This is a genomic window from Tropicimonas sp. S265A, assembly GCF_049800835.1.
Taxonomy (GTDB): domain Bacteria; phylum Pseudomonadota; class Alphaproteobacteria; order Rhodobacterales; family Rhodobacteraceae; genus Dinoroseobacter.
Map to the genome: position 1 here is coordinate 362,094 of NZ_JBNAFU010000001.1, position 12,582 is coordinate 374,675.

Genomic DNA, 12,582 nt, shown 5'->3' on the forward strand with positions numbered 1-12,582 from the left:
CCTACAGAGGTGGCACATCGCCCTCTGCCTGTTTGGCATGGAACGCTGCTTCGAAGGCTGCAAACTGACCGCTTGCGATGGCGGATCTGATATCTGCCATAAGCTCTTGATAATAGTGCAGGTTATGCCATGTCAAAAGCATAGAGCTCAGGATTTCGCCCGCGCGGAACACATGGTGAAGATAGGCGCGGGAATACGACTGACAGGCCGGACAGGTACAGGCCTCGTCGAGGGGGCGCGGATCATCCGCGTGTCGGGCGTTCTTGATATTGACCGGTCCGCGTCGCGTATAGGCCTGACCGGTCCGCCCGGATCTTGAGGGCAGAACACAATCGAACATGTCGACCCCGCGCGCCACCGCGCCGACGATATCATCAGGCTTGCCAACCCCCATAAGATACCGCGGTTTGTCCTCCGGCAGCATGTCGGGCGCATAGTTCAGGACACCGAACATCGCCTCCTGCCCTTCGCCCACCGCAAGGCCGCCAATGGCATAGCCATCGAACTCGATCGCGCGCAGGGCTTCGGCGCTTTGACCCCTCAAGTCCGGTTCCAGACCGCCCTGCTGGATGCCAAACAGGGCGTGGCCGGGCCTGTCACCGAAGGCATCGCGAGACCGTTGCGCCCATCGCATCGACAATTCCATGCTTTGCGCGATCCGATCCCTGTCCGCAGGCAACGCGGGGCATTCGTCAAAACACATCACGATGTCAGAGCCCAGCAGTCCCTGGATCTCCATGGACCGTTCCGGTGTCAGCGTGTGCTTTGACCCGTCGATATGGCTTTTGAAGGTCACGCCGTCCTCGGTGAGTTTGCGCAACTCTGTCAGGCTCATCACCTGAAAACCGCCGGAGTCGGTTAGAATGGGCCGTTCCCAGTTCATGAACCTGTGCAGGCCGCCAAGCCGTGCGATGCGTTCCGCGGTCGGGCGCAGCATCAGATGATAGGTGTTTCCGAGCAGGATATCCGCCCCTGTTTCGCGCACGCTCTCGGGACGCATCGCCTTTACGGTCGCGGCGGTGCCGACCGGCATGAAGGCCGGGGTCCGGATCTCGCCTCTCGGGGTGGAAATGCGGCCAAGGCGGGCTTTGCCGTCCTGAGCCTCCTTCGTGTAGGAAAACCGCGCAATCATGGCGCTCGGTTACGCGCAGTTTCTACGGAGGTCACGCAGAAAATGACGCCGGGCCGCGATCGCTTTGTTCCCGCATCTCGACCTCAAGGCTGCGGATGGCGAATTTCAGATCACGCGCTGTCAGGGCAAAGCCAGCACGTTCGGCCACGAATGACAAATTGAACAGTTCTTCGCGCAGCCAGTCAAAGTCGTCTTCTTTTGGATGCGACGTGTTCATACGGGCCACCTGCCCTCCGCGAGCGATTGGTCAATACCGATAAGTCAATAGTAAAGTTGACGCTGCGGCAAGCGTTTTTGCGCTCGGCCTGCCGGATCGGACCTCTTTACCCGGCAGCAAGATATCCTTATATAAATCGTCAACAATGACGCGAGGATACAAATGTCGGTGGAACCGTCGCAGATGGAAGGTGCCCCTTTGATCAAACCATCGAGCACGGATCACCCGCTGCACGAGGCCGTGGTGGAGGCGTGCCGCACCGTATTTGACCCCGAAATTCCCGTTAATATCTTCGACCTCGGTCTGATTTACACAATCAGCATCAATGACGCGTCGGAGGTGGACATCATCATGACTCTGACCGCTCCGGGCTGTCCGGTGGCAGGTGAAATGCCCGGCTGGGTGGCCGAAGCCATTGAGCCACTGCCCGGCGTCAAGCAAGTCAACGTCGAGCTGACATGGGAGCCACCCTGGGGCATGGAAATGATGTCTGACGAGGCCCGTCTCGAACTCGGCTTCATGTGACGTGCCAAGCGCATGGGAAGACATGCGCGCAGGCCGCCTCTATGACGCCTCGGATGCAGACCTCGTCTCGCGCCGCGCACACGCGCAGGACATCATGCAAAGGTACAATGCCGCCCCTGCCGGTGACGATGCGGGACGCGCCGTTCTACTGTCGGAACTCGTCGGCACAGCTGGTGCGGGCTGTGATGTGCGTGCGCCTTTCTACGTCGATTATGGCAGCAACATCACGCTCGGGGACCGGGTCTTTCTGAACTACGGCTGCGTTTTTCTGGATGTGTGCGAAATCTCGATTGGGGATCGGACGCAGGTAGGCCCCTACGTCCAGGTTCTGACCGCCGACCATCCCAGGGACCCTGCCACACGCGCGACAGGCTTGGAAAACGGCGCCGCAATTCACGTTGGCCACGATGTCTGGATCGGCGGGGCAGCTTTGATCCTCCCGGGCTGCACGATTGGCGATGGCGCCATAATCGGAGCAGGCGCAGTGGTCACAAGGGACGTGGCCGCAGGTGCAACGGTGGCAGGCAACCCGGCAAAACCGCTTTGACCAGAACGCAGCGGGTCGATCAAACCTTGTGTGACGCACCGCCAAATCCTATATTCGAACCAGACCATAAGGACCCATCTCCATGTTCGGTATTCCCGGAAAAGCCGCCGTCAGCATTACGGACAAAGCTGCAAAACACATTGCGCGCCTGATGGAACAGGGTGGCAAGCAGGGCCTTCGTATCGGCGTCAAGAAAGGCGGATGCGCGGGCATGGAATACACGATGGACTATGTCGATGAGGTCGATCCACTGGACGAAGTCGTCGAGCAGGACGGCGCGCGGGTTATGATCGCGCCGATGGCCCAGATGTTTCTTTTCGGAACAGAAATCGATTACGAGACCTCGCTGCTTGAGTCCGGGTTCAAGTTCCGCAACCCGAATGTGGTTGATGCATGCGGATGCGGAGAGTCGATCCGGTTCGACGAAACCGTAGCCGCCGGGTCAAACTGAGTCTTCTGCCAATTTCAGTGACGTAAGAGGCCTCGGCGTTTAGCGTCTTCGGGTTGACCCGGTGCGCGCCGGCCCGTCTTATCTCCCACAGTGATTTCAAGGCGGAGACGGACGATGCGGCGGAAACTGGCGGCGGGCAACTGGAAAATGAACGGGCTGAGCGCTTCTCTGACCGAAACGGCTGCGTTGCTTGCGCAGGTTTCGGACATCCGCGCGGAGGTGTTGATCTGCCCGCCGGCAACATTGCTGGCTCCCATGGCGGCACAGGTGCGCACGGGCGCGCTGGCGCTTGGCGGTCAGGACTGCCATCCGGCCTCCTCAGGGGCCCATACCGGTGATATCTCGGCACAGATGCTGCGGGATGCCGGGGCCACATATGTGATCGTAGGGCACTCCGAGCGGCGCGCCGATCATGCGGAAACCGACAGCATGGTCCGTAGCAAGACCGAAGCGGCCTGGGCAGAGGGCTTGCGTGCCATCGTTTGCGTCGGAGAGACCGAGGCCGAGCGCGATGCGGATAACACGCTTGCGATTATAGGTGGCCAACTGGCAGGGTCGGTGCCCGATCAAGCCACGGGAGAGAACCTTGTGGTGGCCTACGAACCGGTCTGGGCGATTGGCACGGGGCGCACACCGACCCTCGACCAGATTGGTGAAGTCCATGATTTCATCCGCTCGCGGCTCGAGAAACGCTTTGGCGAAGGGGTCGGACGTTCGGTCAGGTTGCTTTATGGCGGGTCTGTCAAACCGGGCAACGCGGCAGAGATTTTCGGGGTGTCGAACGTTGACGGTGCCCTTGTCGGCGGAGCCTCCCTGAAGGCCAGCGACTTTTCAGCGATCGCAACTGCACTGGACTAACGCATTCCGGCAACGGCATAGTTCGGGGTCATGACATCCCACGGCGCACACAAACGGACCAGCATCACCGCAGGCAGGGCTTTTGCAGCGGTGCTGATCGTGAGCCTTGCGTTCGCAATGATTGCTTTCCCGAGACTTGAGCGCCTCTTTCTGCTGGAGGCCGGGGAACAAGGCCGAACTTCCCTCAGGCTGGCGACCGAAGGTCTGAATGGCGCGCTGCGCCAATATGCTCCCCTGCCCGGTCTGGTGGCTGAGCGAAACTCGCTGCGCGCCTTGTTGGCCGACCCGGGAAACACCGACCTGCAAGCAGAGGTGAACGAAGACCTGCGACAGACAGCTTTTCGTCTGAAAGCGTCCGATATCTACGTGATGGACATCACCGGATACACGGTTGCGGCCTCCAATTACCTCAAGGACGCGCCGTTCATTGGCCGGAGTTTCAATTTCCGGCCGTACTTCACTCAAGCGCTCGAGGGCGGCTTGGGGCGCTACTTCGCCCTTGGCACAACTTCCGGTGAGCGCGGCGTGTTCTATGCCGCCCCGATCGAGGTTGGCACCCGCATTGTCGGGGTGGTCGCGCTGAAATTCACTGTGGACGGGTTCGAGGAAACCTGGAGGGACGCGCCCTACACGGTGATGGTGAGCGATCTTCTGGGCGTGGTGTTCATGTCCGACCGGGTTGATCTGCATTTCCGGGCGCTCTCGCCCTTGTCCGAAAGGGATCGACAGCAGATCGCGTCCTCTCGACAGTACCCGCTTGATCAGGTGCGCCCACTTCCCAACACGCAAGCCCCCCTGAACGCCGACCTGTATCTGCGGTCCTTTGACGAAGACGGTATGCCTGCGCGTTATGTTTCCGCTCAGACGCGCATTCCCGATATCGGGTGGGATGTCACGATCCTCGTTCCCACCGGTCCGGCGCGCACGCGTGCGTTTGCCGTTCTGGCGATCGGTCTGCTTGTTACCACCGCCGGCGGCCTCGCGCTCGCCATCTATCTGCAACGGCGTGCCCGGCTAATGGACCGGATCGCTGCGCAAAGCGCAGCGCAGGAGATGTTGGAAACCCGGGTCGCGCAGCGCACCGCCGATCTGAACCGTGCGAACGCGCAATTGACTGAAGAGGTCGAAGAGCGCCGCGCAACCGAGGCACAGTTGAAACGCACACAGGCGGAACTCGTGCAGGCCGGCAAGCTGGCTGCGTTGGGCCAGATGTCCGCCGCGCTGAGCCATGAGTTCAACCAGCCCCTCGCCGCTGTGAAAGCCTATGCCGACAATGCGCAAACCCTTATGGAGCGTGACCGACTTGAGGATGCCAAGGACAATATCGGTCGCATCTCTCAAATGGCCGACCGGATGGCGGCGATCTCGCGGCATCTGCGCAACTTCGCCCGCCGCCCGCAGGAGGACGTGCTGCCCACACCGCTGACCCGCGTCATCGAAGATGCGCTGGCGATGATGGACGTGCGCATCAAGGCGCAGGGCACCGAGGTTGTAAGCGCCCTGCCCGCCGATGAAGTCTGGGTCGCGGGGGGCCATGTGCGCCTTCAGCAGGTGGTGGTGAACCTGATCAGCAACGCGCTGGACGCGATGGAGGGGCTGGACGGGCAACGGATCGAATTGAAGCTCGATACGACGGCGGATCGCTGCCGCCTCCGGGTCCGAGACACCGGCCCCGGCATTGACGAGACCGAGAAGACGCAAATCTTCGATCCGTTTTTCACGACCAAGGGTCCGGGCAAGGGTCTCGGGCTCGGTTTGTCGATCTCTTACAACATCGTACGCGATTTCGGCGGCAAGATCACAGCAGAGACTCATGCCGACGGCGGCGCAGTGTTCGTCCTGGATCTGGAACGGCGCCTTGCCCCCCATGAACAGGCCGCCGAATGACACCGACGCCCGAAACGATCCTTTTCGTGGATGATGAAGAGCATTTGCGCCTTGCGGCATCGCAGGCGCTGGAATTGGACGACTTGAAAGTGACTGCCTTTGCCGAAGCTGAAAAGGCGCTGGCACTGGTGGCGCGGCAGTTTCCGGGCGTGCTCGTCACCGATATCCGCATGCCGGGCATGGATGGATTGACGTTGATGCGCAAGGTTCTTGAGATCGATCCGGAGTTTCCCGTGATCCTGGTAACGGGCCACGGGGACGTCGAACTGGCGGTCTCTTCCATGCAGGATGGGGCTTATGATTTCGTCGAGAAACCCTACGCGCCCAGTCGCCTTGTGGAAACGGTGCGCCGCGCGCTCGACAAGCGCCGCCTGACGCTGGAAAACCGCGCGCTTCGGGCGCAGGTCGGGCGACGCGACACGGTGGAGGCGCGCCTGACCGGGCGAAGCCCCGCAATGGTTGCCTTGCGCCAGCACATCCGCGCAGTCGCGGAGACCGATGCGGACGTGCTGATCACCGGTGACACAGGAACCGGGAAGGAGGTGACGGCACGTGCGCTCCACCGTGCGTCCCCGCGCCGTGACGGGCCGTTCATGAGCATCAACTGCGCCGCTCTGCCTGCGGAGTTGATCGAAAGCGAACTTTTCGGGCATGAGGCAGGCGCGTTTCCCGGCGCGATGCGAATGCGTTTCGGCAAGTTCGAAGCCGCCCGCGGCGGGATCGTGTTTCTTGACGAAATCGACAGCCTGCCACGCCCGTTGCAGGGCAAACTGCTGCACGCGATCCAGAACCGAAGCATCACCCGTCTGGGCTCGAACGAACCGGTTACGCTGGACGTGCGGTTTCTCGCCGCCAGCAAACTGAACCTCGAAGAGGAAGCCGCCGCCGAACGGTTCAGGCCCGATCTGCTCTATCGGTTGAACGTCATTTCGATTTTGGTGCCGCCTCTTTCAGAACGGCGTGCGGACATCCCGCTGCTGTTTGCCCAACTGGTGTCAGAGGCGGCTGCCCGGCACAAACGGCCCGCACCCGACGTCTCCGGGGCGATCCTTACGGCCCTGTCCGCCCGTGACTGGCCCGGCAATGTGCGCGAATTGCGCAATGCCGCGGACCGATATGTCCTTGGTCTCGACCTCGGCTTCGAAACAGAACTTCTGGCAGATGGCGAAGACACCACCCTCGCGGCGCGCATGGCGCATTATGAAAGAACACTGATCGCTGCCAGCCTTGCCGCACATGGCGGCCAGTTGAAGGAAACCTACGGCGCACTCGGCATCTCCCGTAAGGCGCTTTACGACAAGATGCAGCGTCTCGGCCTGTCACGCACGGACTACGTGGACGAGGAGTGATTGCGCCGGTGGGTGGGTTTTGACCCAAGTTCGAACCGCTTTGTCACCGTGATTACCCATGCTCGGCGAATTTCCCCCACGTACAGCCACATATCCGTGACGACCTCTTGTTTTTGGGCGTGCAATCCGCCTTGCTGTCGGCGCACCCACTGGGAGGTGCGCGATCGCGGTGGAGGCCGGGGTCGAGCATAAGTCGGGCGCGGGGGATGACGACACAGGGCGTCAGACGTGCACGGCAAAACTTGGAGGAAGACATGAAATTCACATTGATGACCGGTACGGCTGTTGCCGCGGCGATGACCGCCAGCGTTGCAGTGGCGGGCGGGCACCTTGATCGCACGGGCTGGCCCGAAAGCTTCACCGTCGGCACGGCATCTCAGGGCGGCACCTATTTCGCTTATGGCTCCGGCTGGGCGAACCTTGTTGCCGAGGAACTGGGCCTGTCCGGCGGGGGCGAAGTGACAGGTGGCCCGGGCCAGAACATGGCGCTGGTACACACCGGCGATGCACAGTTCGGCATGACCACTATGGGCCCTGCTGCCGAAGCGCTCGCAGGTCTGAGCCCGATTGCGCCGGGTCTGCAGATGACCAACGCCTGTGCGATGTTCCCGATGTATCAAACGCCGTTCTCGGTCACGGCACTCAGCGCGTCCGGCATTACCTCGATCTCGGAGATTCCCGCAGGCGCGCGTATCGGCTTCGGCCCTGCCGGGTCCACGTCGGACACATATTTCCCGCGCATGATGGAAACCCTCGGCGTCGAGTTCGAACGGCGCAATGGCGGCTGGTCCGACCTTGGCGGTCAGCTTCAGGACGGGCTGCTGGACGTCATCGCATTCGCGGCCGGTGTTCCGGTGCCGGCGGTCAGCCAGCTCGAAGTGCAAACGGACGTGAACATCATCGAGTTCACCGAAGAAGAGCAGCAAAAGATCCTCGCCGAGTTCCCGGTGGCCGAATACTCCATTGCCGCGGACAGCTACACCACACTGACTGAAGACGCGCGGTCGGTTTCCATGTGGAACTTCGCGATTGCCAACTGCGATCTGCCGGAGACTTTCGTCAATGCGGTTGTCGATGTGGTGATGTCAGACAACGAGCGCATGGTCGGCATCCACAAGGCCGCCCGGTCCACCATCCCGGAGAACTGGGACAAGAACGGTGTTCTGAAATGGCATCCCGGTGCCGCAGCGTGGTTCAAGGAAAACGCAGGTGCGGACATCCCGGATGACATGATCCACGGGATGTAAGAAAAACGAAGGGCCGCCCGTACAGGGTGGCCCTTTGCCCATGGCTTGGAGGAGCCGTGCACGGGCACCGCGATCGGCGCCCTAACCGGAGTGAGGGGCATGACGAACACAACGCAGACCAAGGACGAAACGGTACTGGCCGAGGGCATCGACGAGGAACCGATCGAGTCCAATCGCCGGCTGTACGAAGGGCGCAATTTCATCTTGATCAGCGCCTATGCAGCCTTTTATGCGGCGTTTCACATGGCCGCGTTGAATGGTCTGTCCATTTCGGAATGGACCGGGATCGAGGTTTCGTTCCTGCCAACACTCCCGATGGAGACCTGGAATTTCAGGATCGTGCACATTGCCGGGGCGTTGGCTCTCGGCTTTCTGCTGTTTTCCGGTCGCACCGACTTTCCAGGTGCCGGAAAGGAAACCCCGCTTCTCGGGTATGTCGCTTATGCGCTCATGGTCCCGGCCCTCTTTGCGGTGGGCATGGCCTTTTCCTTCTCGGTAGAGATCAACAATGGAGTGATGTGGAACGGGATCGACGAAGGGATCAAGTTCAACGAGACATACCTTTTCGGCGTTCCGTTGCTCGTCGCGACGGCAGGCGGGATCATCCTGTCCTGGCTGCACCAGCGCGACCGAACCGGCTTCGCGGCGCCGGACCTTGTTCTTGCAGTCTGTGGTGTTGCCGTCGCGACTTACCTGATCACGATCTACGGCACCCTGATGCGCAATTCCACTGGGACGCCGTTTGCGCCCATCGGCATTTCCATGGCAGCGGTCGCAGGCACGGCACTGATCATGGAATTGACCCGCCGTGTCGCGGGCATGGCACTGATCGTCATTGCAGGCATTTTCCTGTGCTACGTGTTTGTCGGTCAATACATGCCCGGGTTCCTGAATGCCCCCGCGATCACGTGGCAGCGGTTTTTCAGCCAGGTCTATACGGATGCCGGAATCCTTGGGCCCACGACCGCGGTGTCGTCGACCTACATCATCCTGTTCATCATCTTCGCGGCGTTCCTTCAGGCTTCGAAAGTCGGTGACTATTTCGTCAACTTCGCCTTCGCGGCAGCGGGGCGTGCGCGCGGCGGGCCTGCCAAGGTGGCGATCTTTGCCTCAGGCCTTATGGGTATGATCAATGGCACCTCGGCTGGCAACGTGGTCGCCACAGGCTCCCTGACCATCCCGCTCATGAAGAAGGTCGGCTATCACAAGAAGACCGCAGGCGCGGTAGAAGCCGCAGCCTCGACCGGGGGGCAGATCATGCCGCCGATCATGGGCGCCGGGGCGTTCATCATGGCTGAGATCACAGGCATCCCCTATACGGAGATCGCTCTGGCCGCGATCATCCCGGCGATCCTGTATTTCGTATCCGTCTACTTCATGGTGGACATGGAGGCCGCAAAGCTCGGCATGCGCGGCATGCGCGAAGACGAGCTGCCGAAGTTCCGGAAAATGGTGCGGCAGGTCTATCTTTTCATTCCGATCATCATCCTGATCTATGCGCTGTTCATGGGCTATTCGGTGATCCGCGCGGGTGCGCTGGCAACCATCGCTGCGGCAGTTGTGTCGTGGCTGACCCCGCACCGGATGGGCATCAGATCGATCATCAAGGCGTTCGAACTGGCCGGAGTGATGTCAGTCCAGATCATCGCGGTCTGTGCTTGCGCGGGCATAATCGTGGGCGTGATCAGCCTGACCGGTGTCGGCGCGCGTTTCTCGGCAGTTCTGCTGGGCATTGCGGATGCATCGCAGCTTCTGGCGCTGTTCTTTGCAATGTGTATCGCGATCCTGCTGGGCATGGGGATGCCCACAACGGCGGCCTACGCGGTTGCAGCCTCGGTCGTGGCGCCGGGCCTTGTGCAACTGGGTATCCCGTTGCTGACCGCGCATTTCTTCGTCTTCTACTTTGCGGTTCTCTCGGCCATCACGCCACCTGTGGCACTGGCGAGTTATGCGGCGGCCGGCATATCGGGCGCGAACCCGATGGAAACATCCGTCGCCTCGTTCAAAATCGGAATCGCCGCCTTTGTCGTGCCCTTCATGTTCTTCTACAACTCCGCGCTTCTGATGGACGGCACCTGGCCAGAGGTCCTGCGTGCGGGTGGCACAGCCGTTGTCGGCGTGTTCCTGCTCAGCTCCGGTGTGCAAGGATGGTTCATGGGCGGCCCTGCGGCGTGGTTCCTGCGCCTTGGACTGGTCCTTGCGGCCCTCTTGCTGATCGAAGGCGGGCTGATCACTGACCTCGCCGGGGTCGGATTGATCGTTGTAATCTACCTCGTGCAGAAGGTCTTCCGCCCGGCTCCGAATGCCAGCATCCCGGTGCGAGGCGCGGACTGAGCAGGCCGAACGAACTCCGAAGGCCGCACCCCAAGTGCGGCCTTTGGCATCTCAGGCTTCGGCCTTTTTCTCCCAACGTCCGGACTCCTGGCTCCAGTATTGGGCCGAACACCCCGCGCCGGTCAGGGTGCGCCAGTGTCCCCGGGCCTTCTCAACGGCCAGAGCATCATTTCCGTCAAAGAGGATCGAGGCACGCGCCAATGCCGAAACCTCCCCGGCCTCCGGCACCGCGCCGCCGACACAGATCAGCGCCTGACGGTCCATGATGGGGGCAGCTGTTCCCAGCAGAACCGGTTGGCGCGCGTCATGGTCGCCACCTTCGAGCCCGTGCGGCAGGAACCCGTCCTCGGGCGACAGCCACAGCAGCTCATCCAGATGTTCCAGCGCAGCGCGATCCGGCCCCCTGACCGCCACACGCCAGCCCGCTGCCAGTGATTTTTCCAACAACACCGGCAAGGTCGCCTGCAACGGCGTCCGCGTCATGTGGTAGAAATAGACCGCCCCCAAGTCAGCTCTCGTACTTGTCGCGGATCAGGCGGTCCAAAGCCATGACCCCCCACCCGGTCGCACCGGAAGGCGCGAAATCAGTATCCGACTTCACCGAGGCCGTGCCCGCGATATCCAGATGACACCACGGCACATCCTCTTTGACGAACCGTTGCAGGAATTGCGCTGCCGTGATCGAGCCCGCCGCGCGTCCACCGACATTTTTCATATCCGCAACGCGAGATTTCAGGAGCTTGTCATAGGCTGGCCCCATGGGCATCCGCCACGCCCCCTCGCCCTCTGCCGCTGCCGCGGCGATGAAGTCCGACGACAGCGTGTCGGAGTTGGAAAACACCCCTGCGTTCTCGTGGCCAAGGCCGATGATGATCGCCCCGGTCAGCGTGGCGAGGTTGATCATCCCGACCGGCTCAAAGGTTTCCTGTGCGTACCAAAGCACATCCGCGAGCACGAGGCGGCCTTCGGCATCCGTATTGATCACCTCGATCGTGTCGCCTTTCATGGAGGTGACAACATCGCCCGGCCGCTGCGCCTTGCCGTCGGGCATATTCTCCACAAGGCCGACCAGACCCACGACATTGGCTTTGGCCTTGCGCAGCGCCAGCGCACGCATCACGCCCCCAACAACACCGGCACCGCCCATGTCCATGGTCATGTCTTCCATGCCCCCCGCAGGCTTGATGGATATACCGCCCGTATCGAACACGACGCCCTTGCCGACCAGCGCGAAGGGCTTTTCATCACCGCCGCCCATCCACTTCATCACGACAATCTTGGACGGGGACTCCGAGCCCATGCCAACCCCAAGCAAGGACCCCATGCCAAGCTGTTCCATTTCGGGCTCGTCGAGCACCTGAACATCCAGCCCGATGTCGGTCATTGCCACCAGTCGGTCCGCGAACTCAGTCGTGGTCAAATGATTGGCAGGCTCATTCACGAGGTCACGGGTAAAAAAGACCCCTTCCGCTACCGCGCGCATCACGTCATAGGCCGCCTGAACCTCCGCTGGTTTCGTGACCATGACCGAAACCGTGGCCGCCTCGTCTTCGGCTTTGGACTTGTGCGCCGTGAAAGCATACGTCCGCAATGTGGTCCCATAGGCAATCTCGGCTGCCTGACCGTGCCCGCCCGCGCAAATTGTCAGGCCGCCTTTCGCCGCCGTCTTGGCCAGCGCAGCGCCGGCCTTGCGGGCCTCAAGTGCCGAGACTTTCTTGGGCAGCTTGACCAGTGAGATCCCGGTTGCCTCCATCCCGAGCGGGAACCCCAGACGCAGCACCTCGCCGGTTTTCAGTTTCTCGAACGCCTCGGATGCGACCGCCTTCGCAACCGTACCCTTGGCCAGTTTGTTGACCCGCTTGGCTGCCGGATCGAGCGTTCCGGTCTCGGGCACCAGCATCGCTATCGTGCCCTCTGCCGTCGCCAACGCGTCGAGGTCTGTTTCTGAAACGGTCACGTGGGCCAGATCGGTCATGGGAATCCCTGTTTTTCCTTTGGTCGGGCGAAACCTAGACCGCGCTTGCGGCGAAGGCCA

General features: G+C 61.5%; 12 protein-coding genes. 8 read left to right on the forward strand and 4 right to left on the reverse strand.

The window, feature by feature from the left end:
• Position 1: 1 nt before the first annotated feature.
• Positions 2-1,132 carry a tRNA guanosine(34) transglycosylase Tgt gene (gene tgt / locus ACP15N_RS01825; RefSeq protein WP_425090509.1) on the reverse strand — a complete coding sequence of 377 codons (1,131 nt, stop codon included), beginning with the start codon at positions 1,130-1,132 and terminating at the stop codon, positions 2-4.
• 31 nt (positions 1,133-1,163) lie between these two features.
• Complete coding sequence (locus ACP15N_RS01830) at positions 1,164-1,349, reverse strand: hypothetical protein (protein WP_425090510.1); 186 nt, start codon at positions 1,347-1,349, stop codon at positions 1,164-1,166.
• A gap of 162 nt (positions 1,350-1,511) precedes the next feature.
• On the opposite strand from ACP15N_RS01830, the gene ACP15N_RS01835 reads away from it, so the two are divergent.
• The 8 genes from ACP15N_RS01835 to ACP15N_RS01870 all read left to right on the forward strand — a co-directional run bounded on the left by ACP15N_RS01835 (position 1,512) and on the right by ACP15N_RS01870 (position 10,547).
• The gene (locus ACP15N_RS01835) at positions 1,512-1,874 is read left to right on the forward strand and encodes an SUF system Fe-S cluster assembly protein (protein WP_425090511.1); all 363 of its coding nucleotides are present in this window, start codon (positions 1,512-1,514) and stop codon (positions 1,872-1,874) included.
• Positions 1,875-1,896: 22 nt separating this feature from the next.
• A complete protein-coding gene (locus ACP15N_RS01840) occupies positions 1,897-2,421 on the forward strand; it encodes a sugar O-acetyltransferase (protein ID WP_425090512.1) in 525 nt (174 codons plus the stop codon).
• Positions 2,422-2,503: 82 nt separating this feature from the next.
• Complete coding sequence (locus ACP15N_RS01845; RefSeq protein WP_425090513.1) at positions 2,504-2,872, forward strand: HesB/IscA family protein; 369 nt, start codon at positions 2,504-2,506, stop codon at positions 2,870-2,872.
• 114 nt (positions 2,873-2,986) lie between these two features.
• Positions 2,987-3,730 carry a triose-phosphate isomerase gene (gene tpiA, locus ACP15N_RS01850; protein ID WP_425090514.1) on the forward strand — a complete coding sequence of 248 codons (744 nt, stop codon included), beginning with the start codon at positions 2,987-2,989 and terminating at the stop codon, positions 3,728-3,730.
• A gap of 30 nt (positions 3,731-3,760) precedes the next feature.
• On the forward strand, positions 3,761-5,617 hold the full coding sequence (locus ACP15N_RS01855; RefSeq protein WP_425090515.1) for an ATP-binding protein: 1,857 nt from the start codon (positions 3,761-3,763) through the stop codon (positions 5,615-5,617).
• Complete coding sequence (locus ACP15N_RS01860; protein ID WP_425090516.1) at positions 5,614-6,966, forward strand: sigma-54-dependent transcriptional regulator; 1,353 nt, start codon at positions 5,614-5,616, stop codon at positions 6,964-6,966. Before ACP15N_RS01855 ends, ACP15N_RS01860 begins: the two co-directional genes overlap by 4 nt.
• Before the next feature lie 254 nt (positions 6,967-7,220).
• Positions 7,221-8,213, forward strand: coding sequence for a TAXI family TRAP transporter solute-binding subunit (locus tag ACP15N_RS01865; RefSeq protein ID WP_425090517.1), 993 nt, complete (start codon positions 7,221-7,223; stop codon positions 8,211-8,213).
• Positions 8,214-8,312: 99 nt separating this feature from the next.
• A complete protein-coding gene (locus tag ACP15N_RS01870) occupies positions 8,313-10,547 on the forward strand; it encodes a TRAP transporter permease (RefSeq protein ID WP_425090518.1) in 2,235 nt (744 codons plus the stop codon).
• A 51-nt stretch (positions 10,548-10,598) separates the two neighbouring features.
• Here ACP15N_RS01870 and ACP15N_RS01875 read toward each other — a convergent pair whose 3' ends face one another.
• Both ACP15N_RS01875 and ACP15N_RS01880 read right to left on the reverse strand, forming a co-directional pair.
• The gene (locus ACP15N_RS01875; protein ID WP_425090519.1) at positions 10,599-11,054 is read right to left on the reverse strand and encodes a DNA polymerase III subunit chi; all 456 of its coding nucleotides are present in this window, start codon (positions 11,052-11,054) and stop codon (positions 10,599-10,601) included.
• Position 11,055: 1 nt separating this feature from the next.
• Positions 11,056-12,522 (reverse strand): leucyl aminopeptidase, encoded by a 1,467-nt coding sequence (locus tag ACP15N_RS01880; protein ID WP_425090520.1) that lies wholly within the window; start codon positions 12,520-12,522, stop codon positions 11,056-11,058.
• Positions 12,523-12,582: the final 60 nt, after the last annotated feature.